General features: G+C 66.7%; 20 protein-coding genes. 5 read left to right on the top strand and 15 right to left on the bottom strand.

Annotation, left to right across the window (positions count from 1 at the left end; all coding sequences use genetic code 11):
* From AE618_RS28690 to AE618_RS24820, 3 genes are all read right to left on the bottom strand, one after another.
* On the bottom strand, positions 1-445 hold a 445-nt coding region (locus AE618_RS28690), incomplete at its 3' end, for a DUF6615 family protein (RefSeq protein WP_210166472.1).
* Positions 446-477: 32 nt separating this feature from the next.
* Positions 478-1,764: a nicotinate phosphoribosyltransferase gene (pncB, locus tag AE618_RS24825; RefSeq protein WP_054211739.1), complete on the bottom strand. Its 1,287-nt coding sequence runs from the start codon at positions 1,762-1,764 to the stop codon at positions 478-480.
* A gap of 28 nt (positions 1,765-1,792) precedes the next feature.
* The gene (locus AE618_RS24820) at positions 1,793-3,652 is read right to left on the bottom strand and encodes a TRAP transporter large permease subunit (RefSeq protein ID WP_054211738.1); all 1,860 of its coding nucleotides are present in this window, start codon (positions 3,650-3,652) and stop codon (positions 1,793-1,795) included.
* A gap of 170 nt (positions 3,653-3,822) precedes the next feature.
* Between AE618_RS24820 and AE618_RS24815 the strand changes: the two genes are divergently transcribed.
* Complete coding sequence (locus AE618_RS24815) at positions 3,823-5,187, top strand: nucleotide sugar dehydrogenase (RefSeq protein WP_082365557.1); 1,365 nt, start codon at positions 3,823-3,825, stop codon at positions 5,185-5,187.
* An 8-nt stretch (positions 5,188-5,195) separates the two neighbouring features.
* The gene (gene glpD, locus AE618_RS24810) at positions 5,196-6,704 is read left to right on the top strand and encodes a glycerol-3-phosphate dehydrogenase (RefSeq protein WP_248311015.1); all 1,509 of its coding nucleotides are present in this window, start codon (positions 5,196-5,198) and stop codon (positions 6,702-6,704) included.
* Between the two features lie 131 nt (positions 6,705-6,835).
* On the opposite strand, the gene AE618_RS24805 is transcribed toward glpD, so the two are convergent.
* From AE618_RS24805 to AE618_RS24760, 10 genes are all read right to left on the bottom strand, one after another.
* Positions 6,836-8,158, bottom strand: a complete 1,323-nt coding sequence (locus AE618_RS24805) for a M23 family metallopeptidase (protein ID WP_054211736.1) — start codon at positions 8,156-8,158, stop codon at positions 6,836-6,838.
* 43 nt (positions 8,159-8,201) lie between these two features.
* Positions 8,202-10,952, bottom strand: a complete 2,751-nt coding sequence (gene tssH, locus AE618_RS24800) for a type VI secretion system ATPase TssH (protein WP_054211735.1) — start codon at positions 10,950-10,952, stop codon at positions 8,202-8,204.
* Between the two features lie 23 nt (positions 10,953-10,975).
* Positions 10,976-11,935 (bottom strand): type VI secretion system baseplate subunit TssG, encoded by a 960-nt coding sequence (tssG, locus tag AE618_RS24795; RefSeq protein ID WP_082365562.1) that lies wholly within the window; start codon positions 11,933-11,935, stop codon positions 10,976-10,978.
* A gap of 83 nt (positions 11,936-12,018) precedes the next feature.
* Entirely contained in the window at positions 12,019-13,980 is a 1,962-nt protein-coding gene (tssF, locus tag AE618_RS24790) for a type VI secretion system baseplate subunit TssF (protein ID WP_054211733.1), read from the bottom strand.
* Between the two features lie 5 nt (positions 13,981-13,985).
* Entirely contained in the window at positions 13,986-14,534 is a 549-nt protein-coding gene (locus tag AE618_RS24785; protein WP_248311014.1) for a type VI secretion system baseplate subunit TssE, read from the bottom strand.
* 180 nt (positions 14,535-14,714) lie between these two features.
* Positions 14,715-15,197 (bottom strand): Hcp family type VI secretion system effector, encoded by a 483-nt coding sequence (locus AE618_RS24780; protein WP_054211732.1) that lies wholly within the window; start codon positions 15,195-15,197, stop codon positions 14,715-14,717.
* A 143-nt stretch (positions 15,198-15,340) separates the two neighbouring features.
* Positions 15,341-16,846 (bottom strand): type VI secretion system contractile sheath large subunit, encoded by a 1,506-nt coding sequence (gene tssC, locus AE618_RS24775; RefSeq protein WP_054211731.1) that lies wholly within the window; start codon positions 16,844-16,846, stop codon positions 15,341-15,343.
* Positions 16,847-16,861: 15 nt separating this feature from the next.
* Positions 16,862-17,395 (bottom strand): type VI secretion system contractile sheath small subunit, encoded by a 534-nt coding sequence (gene tssB / locus AE618_RS24770; RefSeq protein WP_054211730.1) that lies wholly within the window; start codon positions 17,393-17,395, stop codon positions 16,862-16,864.
* Positions 17,396-17,516: 121 nt separating this feature from the next.
* Positions 17,517-18,959 (bottom strand): ImpA family type VI secretion system protein, encoded by a 1,443-nt coding sequence (locus tag AE618_RS24765; protein WP_054211729.1) that lies wholly within the window; start codon positions 18,957-18,959, stop codon positions 17,517-17,519.
* 67 nt (positions 18,960-19,026) lie between these two features.
* Positions 19,027-19,560: an OmpA family protein gene (locus AE618_RS24760; protein ID WP_248311013.1), complete on the bottom strand. Its 534-nt coding sequence runs from the start codon at positions 19,558-19,560 to the stop codon at positions 19,027-19,029.
* A gap of 134 nt (positions 19,561-19,694) precedes the next feature.
* On the opposite strand from AE618_RS24760, the gene AE618_RS24755 reads away from it, so the two are divergent.
* From AE618_RS24755 to tagH, 3 genes are all read left to right on the top strand, one after another.
* Positions 19,695-21,548 carry a type VI secretion system Vgr family protein gene (locus tag AE618_RS24755; RefSeq protein WP_082365556.1) on the top strand — a complete coding sequence of 618 codons (1,854 nt, stop codon included), beginning with the start codon at positions 19,695-19,697 and terminating at the stop codon, positions 21,546-21,548.
* Positions 21,549-21,556: 8 nt separating this feature from the next.
* Positions 21,557-22,111: a DUF6931 family protein gene (locus AE618_RS24750; RefSeq protein ID WP_054211726.1), complete on the top strand. Its 555-nt coding sequence runs from the start codon at positions 21,557-21,559 to the stop codon at positions 22,109-22,111.
* Positions 22,112-22,225: 114 nt separating this feature from the next.
* A complete protein-coding gene (tagH, locus tag AE618_RS24745; protein WP_054211725.1) occupies positions 22,226-23,623 on the top strand; it encodes a type VI secretion system-associated FHA domain protein TagH in 1,398 nt (465 codons plus the stop codon).
* Positions 23,624-23,789: 166 nt separating this feature from the next.
* Here the strand turns inward: tagH and AE618_RS24740 are convergent, their stop codons facing one another.
* Together AE618_RS24740 and AE618_RS24735 are read right to left on the bottom strand one after the other, a co-directional pair.
* A complete protein-coding gene (locus AE618_RS24740) occupies positions 23,790-24,152 on the bottom strand; it encodes a RidA family protein (RefSeq protein WP_054211724.1) in 363 nt (120 codons plus the stop codon).
* A 75-nt stretch (positions 24,153-24,227) separates the two neighbouring features.
* Positions 24,228-24,728, bottom strand: coding sequence for a PAAR domain-containing protein (locus AE618_RS24735; protein WP_054211758.1), 501 nt, complete (start codon positions 24,726-24,728; stop codon positions 24,228-24,230).
* Positions 24,729-24,785: the final 57 nt, after the last annotated feature.

Here is a 24,785-nt window from a genome sequence, read left to right as displayed (position 1 = left end):
GTCGAGCACCCGCCGATGGTCCAAGGGCCGCCGCCCGCCCTGCGTCCGGTTCTCGATCAGGAAAGGCGCGAAGAACGCCCATTCCGCGTCGCTCATCAACCCGCGAAGCACCGCTGCCCTCCTCAAACAGCAGCGTTGAATCAGACATCAGTTGTTTTGGGAATCCCGTTTGTCCACACGACCTAGCACGCTTAGCTTGAATCAGAAGCCTAAGATAACGCCCCCCGCCAACATCCTTAGGAGAAATAAAAACCCACTCCATGTCGGCGCCTGTAGTAGGCTCATCAGGATAGTCAACATAGATCCCAAACGTGCTCAGACCTAATAAACCGGCAGTCAGAAGATCAGTACCTGTTTCCTCACGAAAATTTCTCTTAAGTCCCTCTCCTTTCTCTAAAATCGCAGCAAGATAATTGGGAAACCTGCGAGAAAAGCGGCATAGCATGAAGAACGCTCCCCAATAATCATCAAATTGAACTATGATATCTCGTGATCCGCAAACACCCGCCGGTAGCGCGCCACGGCCTCCCCCTCGCCCGAGACCTTTTCGGGATTGTCGGAAAGCTTCACCGCCGGGCGTCCGTTCGCCTTCGTGACCTTGCAGACCAGCGACATCGGGTCGAGCGCGCGCGAGCCGTCGGGCGAGCAGCCGACGAGGTCGTTGGTCAAATCGGTGCCCCAGCCGAAGGCCATGCGGACCTTGCCGTCGAAATGCCTGTAGACGCGCTCGATCGCATCGACGTCGAGCCCGTCCGAGAAGACCAGCAGCTTCTCCCTGGGATCGCGCCCGCGCTCCCGCCACCAGGCGATGATCTCCTCGCCGGCCGGGATCGGCGGCGCCGAATCCGGCCGAAAACCCGTCCAGTCGGCGACCCAGTCGGGAGCGTCGCGCAGGAAAGCCGTCGTGCCGAAGGCGTCGGGCAGCGCGATCAGCAGGTTGCCGCCATAGACCTGTCGCCATTCGTCGAGTACGCGATAGGGCGCGCGCCGCAGGTCCTCGTCGCTGTCGGCGAGCGCAGCCAGCACCATCGGCAGTTCATGGGCGTTGGTGCCGATCGCCTCGAGATCGTTGTCCATCGCCAGCAGCACGTTGGAGGTGCCGCCGAAGGCCGGCCCCAGCCCCTCCTTCAGCGCCTCGACGCACCAGCGCTGCCAGAGATGGCCGTGCCGCCGCCGCGTGCCGAAATCCGACAGGCGCAGGTTCGGCAGCGTCTGCAGCCGCTCGACCTTGTCCCACATCTTGGCCTTGGCGCGGGCATAGAGCACGTCGAGCGAGAATCGCTTCTGGCCGACCATGACGCGCCGGGCCCGCAGCTCGTTGATGATGGCGAGCGCCGGCACCTCCCACATCGTAGTGTGGGTCCAGGGCCCCTCGAAATGCAGCTCGTACTGTCCGTCGACCTTGCGCAGATCGTATTCCGGGAGACGAAAATCGGCGAGCCAGGCGATGAACTCCGGCGAGAACATCTGCGTCTTGCCGTAGAACGAGTTGCCCGCCAGCCAGATCAGCTCCTTCTTCGAGAAGCGGACCTCGCGGGCATGGTCGAGTTGGGCGCGCAATTCCGCCTCGTCGACGATATCCGCCAGGCGGATATGCTTCGAACGGTTGATCAGCGAGAAGGTGACCTCGACCTCCGGATGGAAGGCGCGGATCATCTGCAGCATCAGCAGCTTGTAGAAATCGGTGTCGAGCAGGCTGCGAATGATCGGATCGAGCCGCCAGCCATGGTTGTAGGTTCGCGTCGCGATGTCGGTGACGGTCATCGGCAGATCCTGTCGGCGTCTTGGTGCATCAGAACAGCGCCTTGAGGGATGGCGCAAGCGAGGGCCAGGCCGCAGCCATCAGCGACAGCAGCGCGAGCGCGGCCAAGAGTACGCAAAGCAGCGGCAGCACGGCCCGGAACACCGCCCCGGCGGGAACCCGCATGATGCCGCTGACGACATAGACCAGGATGCCGAGCGGCGGCGTCAGCCCGTGGATCATCAGGTTGACCACGAGAATCACCCCGAACTGGATCGGATCGAGGCCCGCCGCGATCGCCACCGGCAGCAGCAGCGGCGCCAGCAGCAGGATCGCGGCGCCGATGTCGAGAAACAGGCCGGCGACCAGCAGCACGAGATTGGCGAGCAGCATGACCGCATAGGGCCCGCCGCCGAGCGCCGTCACCAGCCCGGCCATCCCATCCGACACCCGGTCGAGCGCAAGCAGGAAGGCGAAGGGCGCGGATGCGCCGATCAGCAGCCCGATCGCGGCTGCTTCCGTCGCTGTGCGTCGCAACGCGGCCAGCACGCTGCGCCCGTCCAGGCTTCGCAGCGCGAGGCAGGTCACCAGCGCGTAACTCACCGCCAGCGCCGAGGCTTCCGTCACCGTGACCAAGCCGAAGCGGATGCCGACGACGACCACGACGCCGAGCCCGATCGCCGGCAGCGCGCCGATGAGGCTCGACGCCACCTCGCGCGCGTCCGCCTTCGGCGCCGCATCGACGACGTCGCGCACCGTCAGATGGATGCCGATGGCGAGCGCGACGGCGAGCACGCCGCCCGCGACGAAGCCCCCGACGAGCAGCGCCCCAACGGAGAGGTTCGTCGCCGTCGCCAGCAGCAGGAACGCGATCGAGGGCGGGATGATGTTGTCGAGCATCGAGACGCCGGCAACGATCGCCGCCGCATGGGCCGGCGGATAGCCCCGCGCCACCAGCGTCGGCGCCATCACCTTGGCCCCGAACGCGGCATTCGCCACCGAGGAGCCCGAAGCCCCCGAGAACAGCACGCTCGACACCAGCGCCGTCTGGGCGAGGCCCGCGCGCCGGTGCCCTACGAGAGCGGCGGCGAAGCGCACCAGCCTCTCGGCCAGCCCACCCGAGGTCAGGAGTTCGCCGGCCAGCAGGAAGAACGGGATCGCCAGCAGCAGGAACTTCGAGACGCCCGCGACCGTGTTCTGGACGATGGCCGGCTCGGGCAGCAGCCCGCCGAAGGCGCTGGCGATCGATGCTCCGGCCAGCAGCGCCAACGGCAGCGGCGCGCCGAGCAGGAGCCCTGCTGCCGCGAGAACGGCGGCTGCGACACTCGGCGTCGTCAGCGACAGGCCGGACGGGAGCTGAGACAGACCGTAGAAGCCCGCGCCGAGCAGGAGCGCGGCCAGCGCAGCCGGCCAGCCTCGCTCGAGCGCCGCATGCAGCGTCAGGACCAGCACGACCAGCCCGCCGCCTGCGGCGAAGGCCGCGAAACGCAGCCATTCGGGCAAGCCGAGCACCGTGGACGTACCGCCGACCAGCATGGCGACGCCCGCGCCGCCGAAGGCGAGCACGAGCGCGCCCTGGATGGCGATGCCCCCGGCCAGCGCATCCGCGATCCCGCGCCAGCCGGAGGGCAGCAGGCCCACCAGCACATCGAGCCGCATCGACAGCAGCCCCGTCACCGCCAGCGGCGCCCCGACAGCGATCAGCGCGACATGCAGCCAGATCGCCAGCTCGTCCGACCAGACGAAGCCGCCGCCGAACAGGTAGCGGCGGATCACCGCCGCCATCACGACGAGGAAGAGCGCGGCAAGGATCGTTGCGCCGAGCCCTTGCAGGACGGATTCGATGGCGTAGAGCACGCGCGCCGACCGGCATCCGCCCTGCCCGCCCTCCTCCCGCGCCTTCATGCCCATGTCGTCCGATCCCGAATCCTTGCCCGACCAGCTTCCAATCCGTATAGCGCGGGAGTCGTTCTCGTCATGCTCGCCCTGGCGGCGAGCATCCACGTGGTGAACACCGCATGGGACCGGCAAAGCCGTGAATGGTCGGGACGATCCCGGTCATTGCGAGAAGGTGCGAGCTCATGACGGCGCAGGCGGCGCAGGATTTCATTGCCCAGGCGGCGCAGCATTTCATCGCCAGAGTGCGCGACCGCTCGGTCGTGATCGGCGTGGTCGGGCTCGGCTATGTCGGCATTCCGCTGGCGCTCGCGGCGCTGCGCCAGGGCATCCGGGTCGTCGGCTTCGACATCGACCAGGCCCGTGTCGACCAGATCAACGCCGGCCGCGAGACGATCAAGCACATCCCGATGGATCTGATCGTCGAAGGCCTCGCCAATGGCCGCTTCGAGGCGACGACCGATTTCGACCGCATGGCCGAGCCCGATGCCCTGCTGATCTGCGTGCCGACGCCGCTCTCGCGCCATCGCGAGCCCGACCTCTCCTATGTCGTGAAAACCACGCAGGAGATCGGCAAGCGCCTGCGCAAGGGCCAGCTCGTCGTGCTGGAATCGACCACCTATCCCGGCACCACCGATGAGCTGATGCGGCCGATCCTCGAACAGGCGACGGGGCTCGCCAGCGGCACCGACTTCTACCTCGCCTACTCGCCCGAGCGCGAGGACCCCGGCAACGCCCAGTTCGGCACCTCCGACATCCCCAAAGTCGTCGGCGGCGACGGCCCCGACGCGCTCGCCATGGCGGATGCGCTCTATGCCGCCCTCGTCGTCAGGACCGTGCCGGTCTCCTCTACCGCCACCGCCGAGGCGGTGAAGCTGACCGAGAACATCTTCCGCGCCGTCAACATCGCGCTCGTCAACGAGCTGAAGCAGGTCTACGCGGCGATGGGCATCGACATCTGGGAGGTGATCGACGCCGCCAAGACCAAGCCCTTCGGCTTCATGCCGTTCTATCCGGGCCCGGGGCTCGGCGGCCACTGCATCCCGATCGACCCGTTCTACCTGACCTGGAAGGCGCGCGAATTCGACATCGCCACGCGTTTCATCGAACTCGCCGGCCAGATCAACACCGAGATGCCCTACCGTGTCGTCGACAGGCTGGCGGAACTGGTCGATTCCAGGCTGCGCCGCAGCTTCAGCGGCTCCCGGATCCTGGTCGTCGGCCTCGCCTACAAGAAGAATGTCGAGGACATGCGCGAGAGCCCTGCCCTCAAGCTGATCGAGCTGATCGAGAGCCGGGGCGCGCAAGCCGCCTATCACGACCCGCATATCCCCGCGATCCGCAAGAGCCGCAAGCACGGCGCGCTCGCGGCCCGCGCCAGCACGCCGCTGACGGCGGAAAGCCTCGCCGGCTTCGACGCCGTGCTGATCGCCACCGACCATGACGAGGTCGACTACACGCTGATCGTGGCTCATGCGAAGCTCGTCGTCGACACACGAAACGCCTGCGCCCGCCACGGGCTTGCAGGCGAAACCATCTTCAAGGCCTGATGGCGCCCATGAGCGATTCGGAGACCGTCTACGACCTCGCCGTCATCGGCGGCGGCATCAATGGCTGCGGCATCGCCCGCGACGCCGCCGGGCGCGGCGCCTCCGTCATCCTGTTCGAGAAGGACGACCTCGCCAGCGCGACCTCATCGGCCTCGACCAAGCTGATCCATGGCGGGCTGCGCTATCTCGAGCATTACGAGTTCAGGCTGGTGCGTGAAGCCCTGATGGAGCGCGAGCGGCTTTGGGCCATCGCGCCGCACATCATCTGGCCGCTGCGCTTCGTGCTGCCGCATCACAAGGGCCTGCGTCCGGCCTGGCTTTTACGGCTCGGCCTGTTCCTCTACGACCATATCGGCGGCCGCAAGCGCCTGCCGGCGACGCGCACGCTCGACCTCGCGCATGACGCGGCAGGGCGTCCGCTCAAGGACGATGGCGCCAAGGCCTTCGAATACTCCGATTGCTGGGTCGAGGATTCGCGTCTGGTCGTGCTGAACGCCATGGACGCCGCCGCGAAGGGCGCAGCGATCCACACCCGCAGCCGCGTCGTCTCGGCCGATCGCGAGGGCGGGCTCTGGCGGATCACCAGCGAGAGCGGCGGCGCCCGCAAGACCGTGCTGGCGAAGGCGCTCGTCAACGCCGCCGGCCCCTGGGTCGGCGAGGTGCTCGGCGGCGTGGTACGCTCCAACACCAAGGCGGCCGTCCGCATGGTCCAGGGCAGCCACATCGTCGTGCCCCGCCTTTACGAGCACGACCGCTGCTACATTTTCCAGAACGCCGACGGTCGCATCATCTTCGCCATCCCCTATGAGCGCGATTTCACCCTGATCGGCACCACCGACCGCGACTTCCAGGGCGACCCCTCGGCTGCGAAGGCGACGCCGGAGGAGATCGACTATCTCTGCGCCGCCGCCAGCGAGTACTTCCGCGAGCCGGTGACGCCGCAATCCGTGGTCTGGACCTATTCCGGCGTACGGCCGCTCTATGACGATGGCGCCTCCAAGGCGCAGGAGGCGACGCGCGACTACGTCCTGACGCTCGATGCGCCGCAAGGCCAGGCACCGCTGCTCTCGGTCTTCGGCGGCAAGATCACGACCTATCGCCGCCTGGCGGAATCGGCGCTGGAGAAGCTTGGCCCCCATGCGAGCTGGGCCGCCCGCCCGACATGGACCGTGACCGGCACCCTGCCCGGTGGCGATTTCCCGGTCGATGGTTTCGAGGCGCAGGTCGATGCCATTGTCGCGTCCTGTCCATGGCTCGCCAGGAAGACGGCGACGCGGCTAGCACGCGCCTATGGCACCAAGGCACGCGACATCCTGGCCGGCGCCGGCCGCGTCGAGGATCTCGGCCGTCATTTCGGCGCCGACCTCTTCGAGCGCGAGGTGCGCTACCTGATGCGGGCCGAATGGGCCAAGGGCGCAGCCGACGTGCTCTGGCGCCGCAGCAAGCTCGGCCTGCGCCTGACGCCGGAGCAACAGGAGGCGCTGGAGGCCTTCATGGCGGACCAGGTCGCGGCCTGACCCCCCACGTCATTGCGAGCGCAGCGAAGCAATCCAGGGGGACGTCGAGCGAGACCTTCTGGATTGCTTCGCTGCGCTCGCAATGACGGGAATGGACGGAGCCGTCTGCTCAACGGCCGTTGACGCGGATCCTAGCGAACCCCCGCCGGCAGCGCCGGCTGCGACAGGCGGTTGCCGATCTCGATGAACTTCAGCGGGTTGCTGGCCTCGCCGGCGAGCCGCGTCTCGTAATGCAGATGCGGCCCGGTCGAGCGGCCGGTCGAGCCGAGCCGGCCGACGACGGCGCCGGGCGGCACGATCTGGTCGGCCTTGACGTCGAAGGCGCTGAGATGGGCGTAGCGGCTGGTGATACCGTTGCCATGGTCGATCTCGACCATGTTGCCGTATCCGCCGGCGACCTCGGCACGCAGCACCTTGCCCGCGCCAGCTGCATGCACGGGCGTGCCCGTCTCGCCGCGAAAATCCATGCCGGCATGCATCGTCGCGACACCGGTGAACGGATCGGTGCGCATGCCGTAATTGCTCGTCGTGCTGTCGTCGCCGTCGAGCGGGCGCCGCAGCGGCACGATCTGGGCGAGGTCGCGCCAGCGGCCGAAGGTGGCCTGCCCATCGCCGAGTTGCACGATCCTGTGCTCGAAGCCGCCCGGCCGCATCGTGACGGAGAGCGGCACTAGCGCACCGCCCATGGCCTGTCGCGCCGGCGGAAGCCGGACCTTGGCGACGTCGAGCCCGAGATCGGTCAGCGACGCCTTGATCTCCTGCACCCGGCCGACGAGCTTCAGGCCCAGCGCCGAAACCTGCTGACCCTGCGCGAGATCGACGCGATCGAGTGATCGCTGCAACACCGCGACGCGCTGCGCCAGCGGCAGAGGGTCCTCAGCTTGCAGCGCGGCGGCGATCTGGCGCTTCTGCGGCGCCACCACCGCCGGATTGATCCGTTCGAGGATATTGCCCTGGAACGGGTCGTTGGCGGCAAAGCCGGTCGCCCCGCCCGGCGCCTGCGCGCCATTGCCCGGCAGAACCGGCGCCACCGCCTGGCCCGTCAGCATGCCGAGCAGGTTCTGGCGGGCCTCGAGCTCGATCTGGCGCGTGATCAGGTCGGCGAGTTGATCGTCGCCACCACCGCCGCCCTCCTTGGTGACGGCACCCGGCGCTCGCTGGGTCGCGATCGAGGAGACGAGCCTTCGCGTCAACGCCCGCATCTTCTCGTCATAGCTCGCCTGCAGAACCTGCTGTTCCTGCTGGAGCGTGGCAACGGCCGCCTTTTCCTGCCAGAGCAGCCAACTCGCGATGGCCGCCCAGCCGGTGCCGAACACCGCCAGCAGCAACACGAGCAGCCGCCCGAACTTGCCGACCCGCGACGGCCGCTTCCGGCGCGGTTCGGGTTGGCGCGACGGCTCGCCGGGACCGACCGGCGCGACGGACCGGCTCTTCAGACGCGCTGGCTGCATCATCGGCCGCTCCCTTGGCAGAGCACCCCGAACCGCCCGAACGGGGTCACGACACGGCGTAGGCGAAGGCGTCGTTCTCGACCGAGACCTTCGCCTCGGTCAGCGGCTTCTTTTCGAGCTGGAGGCCGAGGATCGCGCGCGACAGCGCCGGCAGCATCGAGTTGGTGACGATGTTGTCGATCATGCGGCCGCCGGAATCGGGGTCGTTGCACTGCGCGACGATGTGCGCGACCACGGCGTCGTCATAGACGAAGGCCGCGCCGTGGTTCTCCGCGATGCGCTTGCCGATGCGGCCGAGCTGGAGCCGCACGATCCCGCCCAGCATGTCCGGCGACAGCGGATAATAGGGAATCGTGACCAGGCGCCCGATCAGCGCCGGCGGGAAGACCTTGAGCAGCGCCGGCCGCAGCGCGACTGCCATCGCCTCGGGATCGGCGCGCTCGACCGGATCGGCCGCCATCCGCATGATCTCGTCGGTTCCGACATTCGAGGTCAGGATGATCAGCGTGTTCTTGAAGTCGATGCGCCGGCCGGTGCCGTCCTCCATCACGCCCTTGTCGAAGACCTGGAAGAACAGCTCGTGGACGTCGGGATGCGCCTTCTCGACCTCGTCGAGCAGCACCACCGAATAGGGCTTGCGCCGCACCGCCTCGGTCAGGCGCCCGCCCTCGCCATAGCCGACATAGCCGGGAGGCGCGCCCTTCAGCGTCGAGACGGTGTGCGCCTCCTGGAACTCGGACATGTTGATGGTGATGACGTTCTGCTCGCCGCCATAGAGCTGCTCGGCCAGCGCCAGCGCCGTTTCGGTCTTGCCGACGCCCGAAGGGCCGCAGAGCATGAACACGCCGATCGGCTTGTTGGGGTTGTCGAGCTTGGCGCGGTTGGTCTCGATGCGCCGGGCGATCATCTGGAGCCCGTGATCCTGGCCGACGACACGCTTGTTCAGCGTTTCGGCGAGCTTCAGCACGGTCTCGATCTCGTCGGCGACCATGCGGCCGACCGGGATGCCGGTCCAGTCCGACACGACGGAGGCGACCGACTGTTCGTCGACATGGGCGTAGATCATCCGCTGGGCGGGATCGATCTCGCCCAGCGTCGCGAATTTCTCCGCGAGCGTGATGCGGGCGGCGGCGGGATCGACAACTGGGGCAGGCTCGGCCGCGGCTGCGGCTACGGCCTCGGGAGCCGCCTCTCCGGCATCGCCGGCCGCCACCTCGCGGGCGACATCGGCCTTGGGATCCGCGAGCGGCTCGGGCGGCTTCTCGCCGAGCTTGACCCGCAGCGCCTTGATCTCCTCGACGATCGCAAGCTCGCCCGCCCAGGCGGCTTCGAGCGCGGCGAGCTTCTCCTGCCGCTCGGCGATCTCGACATCGATCTCGGCCAGCCGCTTGGAGGTCTCGCCACCGAGATCCTGGTCGGAGACCAGCGCCGCCTTCTCCTGCTCGAGCGCCGAAATGCCGACGCGGGCATCCTCGATCGCCGCGGGCGTGGCGGTCTGGCTGATCGCGACGCGGGCGCAGGCCGTGTCGAGGAGGCTCACCGCCTTGTCGGGCAGCTGACGCGCCGGGATGTAGCGATGCGACAGCGTCACCGCCGCCACGATCGCGGCATCGGAGATGCGGACCTTGTGGTGCTTTTCCATCGGGCCGATCAGCCCGCGCAGCATGGTGCAGCAGCGCGCGACATCGGGCTCGTCGACCTGCACCGGCTGGAAGCGCCGGGTCAGCGCCGGGTCCTTCTCGAAATACTGGCGGTATTCCGACCATGTCGTCGCCGCGATCGTGCGCAGCGTGCCGCGCGCCAGCGCAGGCTTGAGCAGGTTGGCGGCGTCGCCCGTGCCGGCTGCGCCACCGGCACCGATCAGCGTATGCGCCTCGTCGATGAACAGGATCACCGGCGTCGGCGAGGACTGGACCTCGTCGATGACCGAGCGCAGGCGCTGCTCGAACTCGCCCTTCATGGAGGCGCCGGCCTGCATCAGGCCAATGTCGAGCGCCACGACCCTGACGTTCTTCAGGGGCGGCGGCACGTCACCCGCCGCGACGCGCTGGGCAAAGCCCTCGGCGATCGCGGTCTTGCCGACGCCGGCCTCACCGGTGAGGATCGGGTTGTTCTGGCGCCGCCGCATCAGCACGTCGATGACCTGCCGGATCTCGTCGTCTCGGCCGAGGATCGGGTCCATCGTCCCCGAGCGCGCCTTGACGGTGAGGTCCTGCGAGAAGCGGTCGAGCGCGGTCGTGCCCTTTGCCCCTTCCGCCTGCTCTGCCCCCGGCGTGCCCGCCGCGCGCAGTCCCGAGCCGTCCATCGGCCGCAGGTTCTCCTCCTCCGAGCCCTCCCAGATCTTGGCATGGCCGGCGGCGAGTTCGTCGACCGGGATCTTGCCGAACTCCTTCGAGATCCCCGTCAGCGCCCGGCGCAGCTCCAGCGACTTCAGCGCCGCGACCAGGACATGGCCGGTCCTGATCTGCGTCTCGCCGAAGAACAGCGTGGCGTAGTGCCAGCCGCGATCGAGCAAATCGACGATGTTGTTGGCGACGCCCGGCATCTCCGTCTCGTTCTTGCGGAAGCCTTCGATCACCCCGCCGATGTCGGCGGCGAGCCTGGCCATGTCGAGGCCGTAATGCTGCGCGGTCAGGCCGATATCGGTCGAGCGCCGCAGCAGGATCTGGGCGAGCCAATGGGCGAGCTCGACATTGCGGTTGCCGGCCCCCTTGGCCTGCCGCAGTGCCTGGATGAAGGCTTCATAGCCGACCCGGTTGAGCTTGCCCGTGACGGCTTCGAGACTGATGTCGGCCATGATGGTCCCCTTTGTCGTCAGGTTCAGGTCGGCCGGCTGCGCTTCAGGCGCATGCGCTCGGCAGGATGGAAACGGGCGTCGCGACGCAAGCCCCCGGCGGAGGCATCCCAGTTCGGCGACATCCAGCTCGTCCAGCCGAGCTGACCGAACTGGCCGAGCCGCGCCGGCTTGACCTCGCCGACCGGCAAGGCGAGCTCGACATCCCATTCGAACTGCTCGCCGAGATGGAAGAAGACCGCGTCAGCCAGCGGTTCGCAGCGGTCGCCATTGGGCAGGAAGCGTGAGAACTCGTCCAGATTCCGTGCGACGATGCAGATTCGGAACTTGTCCTCGACGCTGTAGACGCTGGCCCCGAGCAGCGCATCGCCGCCGAGCGTGCAATGGCTGCCGCCCAGCCGGGTCCGGTCGGCGGGGTCGAAGACCAGCCTCATGCCGACGAACTGCTCGATCTCGACCTCCGCCTTGAACAGCCCCGACAACAGGCCGCGCAGGCGCGAGGCGGATTTGGCCTGCGCGCCGATCAGCCCGGCATGGGATAGCTTCTCGGCGTCGGGCACCGTATCGCGCTTGAGGAAAGGCGGCGAGCCGAGCCCGATCTGGCTGCCGACATAGGCGGCAAAGCGATCGCGCTCCGGCCGGTCGTGCTGCGCGATCGGCCTGGAATCCGCCCAGGCCCGGAAGAAGAGCTGCAGGAAGCGATGGTTCAGGACGTCGAGGAAGCGCGGAAAGGCGTCGTCCCGCGCAAGCTGCCAGTGATAGCTCTCCTCGGTCGTCGCCAGGGGCAGCGCGCCCTGCGGCCCGAGCAGGCCGAGGAACTTGACGAAGACCCTCAGGCGCCCCTGCAGGTCGCGGTCGGCGTCCGAGATCGTAGAGGCCGGGAAATCGAGATAGGCCTGCTCGCCCAGCGCGACATATTCGTCGCGCCGCGCCGCGACGTCGCCGATCCGCGCCCGGTCCGGAAAGCTGCGTTCGAGCCGGCGCATGACGGCGTAGAAGTCGAAGCGCCAGGGCTCGTCCTGGAGCTGCTGCGCATAGCTCGGGTCGCGCTGCAGGGAAGGACCGTCGCTCACAGGATCCGCCTCGATCCGGCGCGCGGCGGCCAGCGCATGACCTCGCCACGCTCGACAGTGCGGATCACCGTCTGGGTGAAATGGTTCATCGCCGCGTATTCGGCGAAGAAGCGGTCGAGAATCGCCCCGAGCAGAAAGACGCCCGAGCCCTCGAAGGCCTTCTCGTCGAGAACGACGGTGATCTCGAGCCCGCGCGCCGCCCCCGTCCCGGCCCGCTGCGGGAAGCGCCTGACAACCGGCCGGCTGTCGACGCTCTTGATGCCCCGGATGCGGCGCTCGGTGGCGCTGTCGGCGAGATCGGCGAAAAGCGAGAGCAGCTCCCGCAAGGCCTCGCCGTTCTGGCCCGCGCCGCGCTGGACGAGACCGAGATGGTTCAGGCTCAGCAGGTTGATCAGCCGCCAGGTCACGACGCCGGTGCTCGCCGTCTCCGAGCGCAGCCGCAATTGCGAGACGATCGGCTCGCGCGGCGGCGTCGGCCCCGACAGGCAGGCGACGTCGAGTGCGACATTGTCGATCAGGCGGAAATCGGCGCCGCCCTCGCCTGTCGGCAGATGCTCCGGCAGATGCCGGTTCGAGCACAGCGCGCGCACGCTGAGCTCGGCCACGGAAACGGTATCGGAGACGCCGGCGGGCTCGACCAGCGAGATGAACATGTCGGTGCCGGTATAGTCCGATGATCGGCCGGTACGCCGCTCGGCGACGGAGCGGCGGCGCGGCAGCCTGCGCTGCGTGTAGAGCAGGCCATGCGTCGGCGAGGCGCCCTCTGGAGAGGAATAGAGCGGATGCACCGGCTGCTTCTCGCGCCCGCCCACATAATGCGCATTGACCGACAGGATGCTGTGCGGCTCGTAGTCGAGCTGGCGGCTGCGGTCCGGGACGATGTGAAACTCGTGCTGATTGGACTTGACCGGGATGCGATCGACCGTCTTCTCGAACAGGTTGATCGCGGGCGCGGCGTAGAGCCCGAACATTGGCTTCTGGACGGCTGCGGCCAGCCTGGTGTTGACCTCGTCGAAGACGAAGATGATGTCGACGGCCTTGGCCGTGAGCCGCGGCATGATCCGTGCGAGACCGTCGAGCTTGAAGCCGAGGAATTTACGCGGAAACCAGAACATCTCGCGCAGCAGGTCGAAGCCGCGGAAGATGCGGGTGTCGGCCGGCAGCAGCGCCTCGTCCTCTGAAAAGCCGAGCTGCTCCAGCGAAACGCCGTCGCCGGGCGTGATGACGGGATCGCCGAATTCGTCGAGATGGCGGAAATAGATGCCGACGCAATCGGAGAAGAGCTGCTCGTAGAGCGCAACCGCGTCGGCCTCCGCCCCTAGCAGATGGACCGTCAGATCCTTGCACCGACAGCCCGAGAACCAGCTCGTCGGCGTCTTCAGAGCCTCGGCGGCGGACGGCTCCTGATCGGGATCGGCCATGGTCCGGTGCGTCAGCGACAGCCGCAGTCCCGAGAGAACCCGGTGATCGGTGCGCAGGCCCAGCGCCTGCAACGGGCCCGGTGCCGGGATATACTCGGCCGCCGCGACGTCGAACGGCCACATCGTCACATCCGCGCCGAGCCGGTAGCGGCAGGCGACGCGGCGCTCGCGTTCGAGATAGGTCGCGTCGATATAGGAGCCGCGCGGGATCCGCATGCCCTCGCGCAGGCCGGGATCAGCGAAGGGCGGCCTGATGCCGGCGAGCAAGGCCGATGGCGTCGGCGCCAGATAGTTCGGGATCAGCTGTTCGAGCAGGTTGTTGGTGAATTCGGGAAACTCATGCTTGAGCTTGAGCTGCACGCGCGCCGCCAGGAAGGCGGCGCCCTCCAGCAGCCCGCCGACCATCGGGTCCATGCGTTCGCCGACGAGCCCGCCCAGCCTTTCGGCAATGCCGGGATACTCTTCGGCAAACTCCTTCGTATGCTCCATGAACAGCCGGAGCTCTTGATTGTAGAAGTCGAGGAACTCCTGGTTCATCGCCCCTATCGGCTCCTGATCGCCATTTTGCCGGTGTCGAGTTCGAGATCGGCGACGAACTGCACGGGCACGTTGAGCGGCTCGCAATTGAGGTCCGCCTTGACGAGGAAGCGCACCTTGAGCTCGGCCGCATCGAGCCCGTCGTCACGCTCGACGGCAATGGACTCTTTGATCAGGCGCGGCTCGTAGGCCAGCAGCACCGCAGCCATGTCCTCTCGGATGAGATCGACGCGATGCTCGTCGATCGAAAGCCGCGTCAGGTCCGGGAAGCCGTGGTTCAGGATCGACTTCCGGACCTGATCGAGGCCGGACAGGTCGAGCGACGAGCCGAGGTTGATCGTGTTCACCAGCGCCTCGAGGTCGATCGCGATCTCGCGGCGAAGCTTGGGCTCGGTGATGGCGGCGCGCGGCGCCGCGCGGCGGTTGGCGATGACGCGCTCGCCTCCGGCATCGCGCAGATCGAGCGAGACCTTCGCATCCTTTTCGAGATGCGCCTCGCGGAACGCAAACATCAAAGGCGGCCGCAGCCGCTTCCTGGAGATCGGGCCGTTCATGACATCAAGCCGTTCATGGCTTCGGGCCGTTCATGGCGCCTCGGGTCGCATCTCGGTCACGGGCCCGCTCGTGGCGGTGTCCCAGGCAAGCACGATGGCCGTCGCGGCGCTTCTCCGCAACGGCCACCGTGAAGAACAGCGGGCCGGCACCGCATTCGCGAGGCCGGCCCGCCTTGAAGCCTACTTCTTGTTGGCCTTGATGTCCCAGGTCATGGTGACCGGCGCATCGAGCGAGCCGTCGGCCTTCTGCGGCTTGTACTCGTATTTGATCTTGGCGTAGTTCAGCGAGAACTGGTCCGTCGGGACGCTCGAGCCGCCGGCGGCGTCGCCGGACTGGTAGCTCGACACCAGCAGATCCTCGAGCGTGACCACATAGTAGTCCTGCTGGGTCTCGCCCTGCTTGCGGACGAAGAGCACGGCCTTCTTGATGTGCTTGCCGCTGGCGCAGGACATGGCCAGGTTGGCCGAGGCCTTGCCGACGCTGCAGGTGAAGTGGATGTCCTGGAAGCTCGCCTTGCCGGCGCCGCCACCATGACCGGCGGCATGCGAGCCGGCGTTGCTGACACCCCAGGAAAACGAGTCGACCTCGATCGTATCCTTGTGCTTGTCGTCTTTGCTTTCGCCCTTGATGCCTTCGATCTCGAGCAGGAAGTCGGTAGCCATGACAATCTCCAACGGTTGAGTTTGATGGGAGGATTTGGTTGGTAGAACCCGAATACTGGACGCAGTTCTCCTGCGCGCCCGGTCTCGATCGACCGAAGCGCCGAAGTCTTACTTGGCAACGTCACATGCTGGTCAGGTGACGATCACGTCTTGGGAGCTGGCAGGCGTGAGACCAGGCTCAGACCGATATCCATGCCCTCGAGCTGGAAGTGCGGCCGGAGATAGAACTTGGCCGAGTAGTAGCCAGGGTTCTCCTCGTCCTCGAAGACGTCGATGCGCGCATCGGAAAGCGGGCGCCGGGCCTTCGTATCCTCGCTGGAATTGACCGGGTCACCATCGACATAGTCGGTGATCCACTCCTGCAGCCAGCGCCGCAGCGGCTCCTTTTCCTTGTAGGAACCGACCTTGTCGCGCACCATGCACTTCAGGTAGTGCGCAAAACGCGACACCGCGAACATGTAGGGCAGGCGCGAAGACAGATTGTCCGAAGCCGTCGCCGCCACCCCGTCGGGGCCCGAGAACGCCTTGGGCTTGTAGAGCGACTGGGCGCCGATGAAGGCGGCCTTGTCGGTGTTCTTGCGGTGGATCAGCGGGATCAGGCCCGCCTTGGCCAGTTCCGCCTCGCGCCGGTCGCTGATCGCGATCTCGGTCGGGCATTTCAGGTCGACGCCGCCGTCATCCGTCGGGAAGGTATGGGTCGGCAGGTTGAGAACCTCGCCGCCGGACTGCACGCCGCGGATGCGGGTGCACCAGCCATACTCCTTGTAGGCGCGGTTGATGTTCACGGCCATCGCATAGGCCGCGTTCATCCAGGCGTAGTTCTCGCCCTTGTGCCCGTCGGTATCCTCCTCGAAGGCGAACTCCTCGACCGGCTCCGACTTGGCGCCGTAGGGAACCCGCGACAGCACCCGCGGCAGGCACAGGCCGACATAGCGGGAGTCGGCTGCGTCGCGCAGGCCCTTCCAGGCCGCGTAGTCGGGCGTGTCGAACACCTTGCTGAGATCGCGCGGGTTGGACAGCTCCGTCCAGGAGTCCATGCTCATCAGCGTCGGCTCGGCGCCGGCGAAGAAGGGAGCGTGGGCGGCGGCGGCGACCTTGGAGAGATCGCGCAGCAGCTGCACATCCGTCGCGACATGGCTGAAGTGGTAGTCGCCGATCAGGCAGCCGAAGGGCTGGCCGCCGAGCTGACCGAACTCCTGCTCATAGACCTGCTTGAACAGCGGGCTCTGGTCCCAGCGCGCGCCGGGATAGGTCTTGAGGTTGCGATAAAGCTCGTTCTTCGAGACATTCATCACCTTGATCTTGAGCTGCGCGTCGGTCTCAGAGTTGAAGACCAGGTAGTTCAGCCCGCGCCAGGCGCTCTCGATCTGCTGGAACGCCGGGGCGTGCAGCACCTCGTTCATCTGCTCGGTCAACTTCGCGTCGAGCCTTGCGATCATCTCCTCGATCGTGTCGAGCACGTCGTTCTTGATGAGCGTCGAGTCGGCGAGCGCCTGGTTGACCAGGGTCGCGATGCCGGCCTCGACCTCGGTCGCGGCCCGCTCCGTCTTGGGCTTGAAGGAGCCCTTGAGGACTGCTGCGAACTCGTCGAGATCACGGGTCTCGGCGACTGCCCCGCCGGGCTGCTGGGTTTGTGCTTCCGCTGCCATTGCCGCCTCGCTTGCTTACTTGGTGTCTTCGGCGGGAGCGCTGTCGGACGGCTTGTCGCCAAGCTTGTCCTTGAGTGCCGCCATGAGCTGGGGATCGGCCAGGAGCGCCTTGATCTGGTCGCTCGCCGCCATCTTGCCGTCCATGAAGCGGACGAGGTTGGCGAGCTGTTCGCGCGCCTCCAGCAGCTTGGCCATCGCCGGGATCTGGCGGGCCACCGCAGCCGGGTTGAAATCGTCGAACTTCGAGAACTTCAGCGCCACCGAGAGCTTGTCGCCACCGTCGCCCAGCTTGTTGGGGACGTTGAAGGCGACGCCGGGGTTGATCGCGGCCATGCGCTGGTCGAAATTGTCCATGTCGAAGTCGAGGAACTTGCGCTGGGAGATCTCGGCCTTCTCGACACCCGCGGCATTGCCCGAGAGGTCGGCCATGACGCCCATGACGAAGGGCAGCTCGACCTTCTGCTCTGCGTTGTACGGATCCTCGTAGGTGATGTGGACCCGCGGCGGCCTGTTGCGGCGGATGAACTTCTGCCCTGAATCCCCGGCCATGATGTCAGCCCCTCTGCACAATGCGTCACGCGACGTAACGTGACATCCTAATCGTTCCTGGTCTCTACCGATATAGTCGCGCCAACCTGTGACCCGGTTCAATCGGAATACAAAAATTGCCCTAGCTGTCGGTGTCGGGCATCTGCGCCACATCGGGCAGGATATTGCCCAGGAGCGCCATGAAATCATGTTGCGCAAGCGCGCAGGCCTTGTCCATCAGCAGCGGCGTCGGATGCGACGGCTCGATCTGGCGGTAGAACGCTGATACCGCCCTCATCCCCGCGACCGCGGCGGCGCGGCTCTCGATCTTCAGGACAGGCTTCTCGGGTGCAGCGACCCGTTGCGGCTCGGCAGCCTCTTCCCCGGAGCCATCCTCATCGGATGCGTCTCCATTCAGGTCGGCGTCGATCTCATCGGACGGCTCGTCATAGGACGTCTCCTCGTCGGAGGTCTCCTCCTCATACGAGCTGTCCTCCCCGTAGGACCCGTCCGACACGCTCAGACGCTCCAGCGGCAGCCGGAACCGCGGACGATCGCCGATCTCGAGGACCGCTCTCTCCAGATGTTCCGGGAACATGATCTGAATGACCTCGATCAAGGACTTGCCGATCAGTTGCTGTGCCTGGCCGATCAGGAGGACCGCCGGGCTGGAAGGTTCCATGCGGCGAAAATAGCCGAGGCAGGAGGCGAGCGTATCCTTCACTTGAAGGATGCTGTTGCAGGCCCCTGGCGCATAGCTGATGGCGCCAGCCGGAGCGGCGGTTCCGGGTGCGATCACAGCCCCCGGAACCGCCTCATGGCCGGGTACGCGCCGCGCGACCGCCGCGTCGACGAAGGCGACGATCTGATCCACCAGCGCCGAGAGGCGCGGAAAGCTGAGCGCATGATCGGCCCCGACCTTCTCGAGCCAAATCGCGCGGATCGCCCCGAGTGCCTCGCTGATCGCGCGGGCACGGCCGAGCGTCGCCGTCAGGTCGTCGATATCCGCATCGCCGAGCGCGGCCTGGATTGCGCCCTGGTCGGGATGCTGCTCGCCCTCCACCAGCCGCGTCTCGCCCGTGGCGACGAGCTGGCTGCGGAAGGCGAACGGCCCGATGCGCCGGCTCACGAACAGCGGCGCGTGCTGCAGCGGGAGCACCACGGTCGGCAATTCGTCGAGGCTTTGCAGCGCGACCTCGCGCATGATGAAATCGCCGTCCATGGCGCGCGGATGCACCTCCTCCCAATGCTCGGACAGGAGGGTGGCCATGGCCGTTAGGCAAGCGGCGAAAGCCGACACGTCGCGGTTGAGAATCGACAGCTTGCCGGCCAGCACGAAGACCCGCAGGTCCCGCGAGCGCTTGAGCAGCTTGGCGATGTCGGCGAAGGCAGCCGGGAACTCGATACCGCTGCGATCGAACGCCACTTGCCGGCCATCGTCGTCGCGTCGGAAATACTGCGTCGGGAGCGCGACTTCGAGCCGCGCCATCGTGTTCATGAAGTCGGTATCGTCCTCGAGATCCGGCCCGCAAGGATCGTCGTCGGATATCGCGCTCGCAAATTCAGCGAAGTTCAAGGCTGCCATAGCACTCACCGGTCACGCATGTCGCGCCTCATCGACGGGGCGCCCCGCCTCCGAAGCGCGTCGTCGCTCATTCGCTCTTAAGACGCGTCTCGACGCGGCGGTTGTCGCCCGAGAACGGGTCGGCGACGACCGGCTTGCTCTGGCCATAGCCGCGTGCGGCGAGCTTGGCGGTATCGACGCCGCGCTCGCTCAGATAGCGCACCACCGCCTGGGCCCGTCGTTCGGAGAGATCGAGATTGTAGCCGGGCCTGCCGGCTGCATCGGTATGCCCCTCGACCAGGAAGCTGCTCTTTGCGAGCTGCGGGGTCTTCAGCGCCTTGGCGAACTCGTCGAGATTGATCTTCGCATCGGGCTCCAGCACGTCGGAATTGTATTTGAAGCGCACGACCAGGTCGAAAGCGGCCACCGGCGCCGGCTTCACGGCATGACCGGCCTTGTCGCAGTCGGCCTCGGTGCCGATGCACAGGCCGCGCGTCGCACTCGGAGCCGGCGTCGCCGGCTGGAAATGCTTGACGATATCATCAGCCTTGTAGGTCTGCGCCTGCACAGGCAACGCCTGGAACACGTAAAAACCGGCGGAAAAGATGGCGATGGCTGTCATAGCGGGCTGCTTGCGCATGGTCCCCCTCCTCTTTAACTTCGCGCGGGCGGATGAAGATTGAATGCGCGAACTATGACTCGCAACATCCGCTACGTCAATATAAAAATAGCATCTAGAACCGTGAGGTTTCGTTGATGGCCGCTGATCTTCGACAGTCTCAAAGAACTGCGTCGTTTACGACGCCTTTGGGTCAAGATGAATTTTCACTTATGCAGTTTCAGGCTCATGAAGCTTTGAGCGAGTTGTTTACCTATGAGATAGAAGCCAGCAGCAAGACTGAAAATGCTGACCTTCAGAGCATCATGAGCCAGAAATGCTCCGTGAAGATGATCCTGAAGAACGGCAGCGAGCGAGTGTTCAACGGCACCCTTGTCGACGCCCAATGGGTCGGCAAGGACAAAGACCTCTATGTCTACCGCTTCACGCTGCGGCCCTGGCTGTGGCTGCTCTCGCAGCGCGCCGATTGCCGGATATTCAAGAACAAGACCGCAGTCGACATCATCAAGCAGATCTTCGGCAAGGAGGAGACGGCGAGCTTCGAAGACCGAACCAGCGACAGCCTGGCGACGATCGACTACTGCGTGCAGTATCGCGAGACCGATCTCGACTTCGTCCTGCGGCTGATGGAGCAATACGGCGTCTATTATTATTTCAAGCACAGCGCGGACGACCACAAGCTGATCCTCTCGGATTCCCGCTCATCGCACGACCAGGTCAAGGCCGCTGCCCAGCCAACCTTCCTCGGCGCCGGGACGAGCTATCCGCTGATGCCCTTGTCGAGCCGCATGCCGCGCCATATCGAGCACATGTCGCACTGGTCGACGATGCGGCGGCTGCGGACGGGCAAGTTCGCCCTCAAGGATTACGACTTCCAGCAGTCGGGCTCGGACCTGACGGCGCGGGCCGAGGAAGGCTTCGACAAGGCGAAATCCTATGAGGCCTACGATTACCCTCGCACCTACATCAAGCGCGACGAAGGCGAGCATTTCGCCCGCGTCCGAGCGCAGGCCACACAGGCCCAGGACGATCGCCGCCACGCGGCCGGCGACGCGCCCAGCCTCTATCCGGGCTCGCTGATGACGCTGTCGGCCCACCAGCTCGACTCGGAGAACATCGAATATCTCGTCGTCAGGGCAAGCCATGGCTTCAGCGGGCAGAGCTACCGCTCCGGCAACGCCAATGATTCCGTCTACAGCGGCTCCTACGAACTCCAGAAGAGCGACCGACGCTTCCGGGCCCCGCTCACCACCCCCCGCCCGACCGTCTATGGCCCCCACACCGCCAAGGTCGTCGGCGACAAGAACAAGGGCGAGGAAGGCGACATCGACGTCGATGAGTTCGGCCGCATCTATCTGCGCTTCCACTGGGATCGCGAGGACGAGTCGACCTCCTGCCGCACGCGCGTCGCGCAGATGTGGTCCGGCAAGGCCTGGGGCGGGCAGGTCATCCCGCGTATCGGCCAGGAGGTCGTGGTCGAGTTCCTCGAGGGCAATCCCGACCTGCCGCTGGTCACCGGCACGGTGGTCAACGACCAGCACAAGCCGCCCTATGCGCTGCCCGACAACAAGACCCAATCCGGCCTGAAATCGGAATCGACCGATGGAAAGGGGTTCTCCGAGCTCTATAACGAGATCAAGTTCGAGGACCGCAAGGGCCAGGAGGTCTTCAGCATGCAGGCCCAGAAGGACCACAAGATCCTGGTCAAGAGCAAGGAAACGCGCGAGATCGGGCCGGAATACAAGGACGGCGGCTATTCGCGCGAAACCACGCTGAAGCAGGGCAACGACAAGCTCAAGATCGACCAGGGCAAGCTTGACGTCGAGGCCCTGACCGAGATCAACCTGAAGGTCGGCGAGAGCACCATCAAGATGCTGCCGGCGAGCATCGAGATCTCCTCGCCGACGATTACGATCAAGAGCGTCGCCAAGACGGAGGTGCTCAGCGACGCGCTGGTGATCATCAACGGCGCCATGGTGAAGATCAACTGAGAGCCTGCATGTCGCGTCTTCGCTTCAGTACCGCCCAAGAGGTGTTCGAGACCTATCCCGCGGCCGGCAAGGTGATCAGGACACCGCCGACGCGGGAGCACCCGCTCGCCTTTCTCAGGCGTCTCGCGCAGGGCCCTGCCCCAACGGAAGCGATCGGTTTTTGTGCCTTCGTCCTGCCGCGGCGCGAAGCGGTCTGGTGGGCGACGCAGGCGCTGCGTGCGATGCAGGCTCCGGGCGCACCGCCAGACCATGCCATCGCCGCGGCCGAAGCCTGGGTCCGCGACCCGCGCGACGAGACGCGCCGGGCGGCGCTGGCGCTGGCGGAAGCCGGCGATACGGCCCTGCCCGGCACCTGGGCCGCTTTCGCCGCCGGCTACTCGGGCGGCAGCATGGTGACCACGCACAACGTCCCCTGCCCACCCGACCTGACGGCGAAGACCGCCCGCATCGCCGTCATGACCGCGCTCGGACGCCTGTCGGGCCGTGACCACGACGCCGCATTGCGCAACTGCGTCGAAGCATGCATTCGATTGGCCGATGACGACGGCAAGACCAGTTCCTGAGCGCGTGCCGGCCGAGCCGCGCATGCCCGTTCGCACGGCGGACGGGAAAACCGGTCGCGCGCGCCACCGCACCGCGCCACGACCATGCCCGGACGTTCCGCCAAGAGTGTTGCGATGCCTCTGACGCTGACGATCGAGAACGAAACCGCGCTCCCCGATGGCGGGCCGCTCAGCGTCACGCTCAGCGGCGGCCGTGGGCTCGACATCGGCCGCGACCAGCATCTCGATTGGGCCCTGCCCGATCCGACGCGGGCGATCTCGGGCCGCCATTGCGAGATCCGCTTCCGCGACGGCGGCTACTGGCTGCGCGACGTCTCGACCAACGGCACCTATGTGAATGGCGGCAGCAACCGCGTGCAGTCACCCTACCAGCTCCAGAATGGCGACCGGCTGGAGATCGGCCATTACATCATCGCCGTCACGATCGACGACGCCTCGCGGCAGGAGCCGGCGAAAGCTGCGATGCCGGCCTTCGCCCCACAGCCGGAATCGCTCTGGTCGTCGAGCGGCGACGAGGCTCCGCCGATTCCCCGCCGCGACCTGCTGCCCCCCAACAAGCATCGTCCGGTCCATGACGGGTTCATCGACTGGGCCGCGGATATTCCGACGCCCACGGCCGAGCCGGTCGCGCCGCCGCCCGCACAGGCCTTCACACCGGCCCCGGGCAGCGAGGACTTCGCCTGGGCGCCCTACCAGGTCCCGCCCGCACCCGTGGTCGAACCCGTCGCGCCGATCCCGACGCCGCGCCGGCCGATCACCGCCGACCTGCCCGCGGGAGACCCATGGGGCGAAGCGTCCGCAGCCGCTCCGTCGCAGCCGGTCGCCCCGCTGCCCTTCACCAACCCGCCCCCGGTCGAGCGTTCGCAGCCCTTCGAGGCACCGCCGCAACCCTTCGCGCCGCCGCCACCGCTGCCGGCGGGCATGCCCGCCATCTCGGCCGGCGAATTCGTCCAGCGCTTCGCCAAGGGCGCCGGTGTCTCGACCAGCGATCTTGGCTGGCAGGATCCAGGCGCCTTCGCCGAGCAGCTCGGCGGGCTGATGCGGCTGGTCGCGATCGAGTTGAAGCAGTTGCTCGCCGCCCGCGCCGAAAGCAAGCGCATCGCGCGCAGCGCCAATCAGACGATGATCCAGGCGCAGGACAACAACCCGCTGAAATTCTCGCCGACCGTCGACGACGCGCTGCAGCTGATCTTCGGCAGGCCCAAGAGCGGCTATCTCAGCGCGCAGAAGGCCTTCGACGAGAGCTTCAAGGATCTCAAGGCCCATCAGATCAAGACCTATTCGGCGATGCAGCATGCCTTGCGCATGCTGGTCGAGGATCTCGACCCGCAGGCCATCGCCGAGAGCACCGCCCAGGAACGCGGCCTCGATTCGCTGCTCGGCTCGCGCAAGGCGAAGATGTGGGACGCCTATGTCGCCCGCTGGGACGCCAAGACCGCCCCCTATGAGGACGGTCTGGTCGACGCCTTCATGCTCTATTTCGCGGAATGCTACGACCGCGGCGGGAAGTAGCGGGGGCTTTGGTCCGCTAGGCATCTCAACGAATCAAGCGCTGGTCATCCCGGACGCAGCGTAGCGGAGATCCGGGATCCATGCCGGAACGCTGTTTGGAGAGGTTCAGGCATGGATCCCGGGTCTCCCTGCGGTCGCCCGGGATGACGGCGGAGGCCAACGCCCCTCAGGCGCTCGCCTGCTTTGCCGCCACCGCCGTGATCTCGATGTCGTGGCCCGCCGTCGCCAGCTTGGCTTCGACCGTGGCACGGGCAGGCGCGGTGCCCGGCGCGACCCAGGCGTCCCAGACCGCGTTCATCTCGGCGATCTTCGAAATGTCGGTCAGGAAGATCTGGACGCTGAGGATGCGTGTCTTGTCGCTGCCGGCGGCCTCCAGCGTCTCATCAAGCAGCGCCAGCACCTCGACGGTCTGCTCGGCCAGCGGGCGCCCCTCGGTCTTCTCGGCGACATGACCGGCGAGGAAGACGACGCCGTTGAAGATCGCGGCATCGCACCAGCGCTGCGTCACTCCGATGCGTTCGATGGGCATGGTCGATATCCTTCGGTGAGATCTGGTCGGGCGGATTCTCCGCGCCGCCGGTCCTAGCCGAGGATGCGGTGCCCGTCAGCCGCCGATGATGACGTTCATCATCCCCATGACGATCTTGTTGGGCGGACCGACCGCCTCGATGATCGTGTCGCCGACGCGGCAGGCCGCCAGATTGTTGATCAGCACGGTCTGCGACCCGTCGATGACGACGCCCGGGCCATGAGGCGGAATCGGCAGCGGCGTCAGGCAATTGTGGATGTCGGCTCCACCGGCGGCACCGGTGATCATCGACCCCATCGTGGTCGCGGCGGTCGCCTTGACCGTCTCCTCCGCCGCCTTGGCGGCAGCCGCACCCGGGGTCGGCGCGGCCGCGACCGTCGCGGCCTCCGCCGTGGTGATCGCGGCATCCGAGACCGCGCGGGCCGCCTGAATCGCGGCGGCTGCGGCGGCCGACACGCCGCGCCAGGCCGGCAGCCCGCCGATCAGCACGTTGGGGCTGCCCGGACCGGGCTGGAGAATGCCGGGCAGCGGGTGCAGCACCAGATCGAGAATTCGCGCGGCTGGGCCAGTCGGCATGGGCGGCTCCTGCTTGCCGTCGCTGCCGGTCAGCGTCCGCACAGGCGGCGAACGGGA

The sequence above is a fragment of the Allobosea vaviloviae genome (assembly GCF_001298265.1).
Taxonomy (GTDB): Bacteria; Pseudomonadota; Alphaproteobacteria; order Rhizobiales; family Beijerinckiaceae; genus Allobosea; species Allobosea vaviloviae_B.
The sequence above is the reverse complement of the archived record's forward strand: the minus strand, read 5'-3'. Positions and strand labels throughout refer to the sequence as shown.

Bases quoted from the DNA above. Each gene is read 5' to 3' on its own strand.
- pncB (WP_054211739.1), bottom strand. From the start codon at position 1,764: ATGACCGTCACCGACATCGCGACGCGAACCTACAACCATGGCTGGCGG.
- AE618_RS24820 (WP_054211738.1), bottom strand. From the start codon at position 3,652: ATGGGCATGAAGGCGCGGGAGGAGGGCGGGCAGGGCGGATGCCGGTCG.
- AE618_RS24815 (WP_082365557.1), top strand. From the start codon at position 3,823: ATGACGGCGCAGGCGGCGCAGGATTTCATTGCCCAGGCGGCGCAGCAT.
- glpD (WP_248311015.1), top strand. From the start codon at position 5,196: ATGAGCGATTCGGAGACCGTCTACGACCTCGCCGTCATCGGCGGCGGC.
- AE618_RS24805 (WP_054211736.1), bottom strand. From the start codon at position 8,158: ATGATGCAGCCAGCGCGTCTGAAGAGCCGGTCCGTCGCGCCGGTCGGT.
- tssH (WP_054211735.1), bottom strand. From the start codon at position 10,952: ATGGCCGACATCAGTCTCGAAGCCGTCACGGGCAAGCTCAACCGGGTC.
- tssG (WP_082365562.1), bottom strand. From the start codon at position 11,935: ATGCGCCGGCTCGAACGCAGCTTTCCGGACCGGGCGCGGATCGGCGAC.
- tssF (WP_054211733.1), bottom strand. From the start codon at position 13,980: ATGAACCAGGAGTTCCTCGACTTCTACAATCAAGAGCTCCGGCTGTTC.
- AE618_RS24785 (WP_248311014.1), bottom strand. From the start codon at position 14,534: ATGAACGGCCCGATCTCCAGGAAGCGGCTGCGGCCGCCTTTGATGTTT.
- AE618_RS24780 (WP_054211732.1), bottom strand. From the start codon at position 15,197: ATGGCTACCGACTTCCTGCTCGAGATCGAAGGCATCAAGGGCGAAAGC.
- tssC (WP_054211731.1), bottom strand. From the start codon at position 16,846: ATGGCAGCGGAAGCACAAACCCAGCAGCCCGGCGGGGCAGTCGCCGAG.
- tssB (WP_054211730.1), bottom strand. From the start codon at position 17,395: ATGGCCGGGGATTCAGGGCAGAAGTTCATCCGCCGCAACAGGCCGCCG.
- AE618_RS24765 (WP_054211729.1), bottom strand. From the start codon at position 18,959: ATGGCAGCCTTGAACTTCGCTGAATTTGCGAGCGCGATATCCGACGAC.
- AE618_RS24760 (WP_248311013.1), bottom strand. From the start codon at position 19,560: ATGACAGCCATCGCCATCTTTTCCGCCGGTTTTTACGTGTTCCAGGCG.
- AE618_RS24755 (WP_082365556.1), top strand. From the start codon at position 19,695: ATGGCCGCTGATCTTCGACAGTCTCAAAGAACTGCGTCGTTTACGACG.
- AE618_RS24750 (WP_054211726.1), top strand. From the start codon at position 21,557: ATGTCGCGTCTTCGCTTCAGTACCGCCCAAGAGGTGTTCGAGACCTAT.
- tagH (WP_054211725.1), top strand. From the start codon at position 22,226: ATGCCTCTGACGCTGACGATCGAGAACGAAACCGCGCTCCCCGATGGC.
- AE618_RS24740 (WP_054211724.1), bottom strand. From the start codon at position 24,152: ATGCCCATCGAACGCATCGGAGTGACGCAGCGCTGGTGCGATGCCGCG.
- AE618_RS24735 (WP_054211758.1), bottom strand. From the start codon at position 24,728: ATGCCGACTGGCCCAGCCGCGCGAATTCTCGATCTGGTGCTGCACCCG.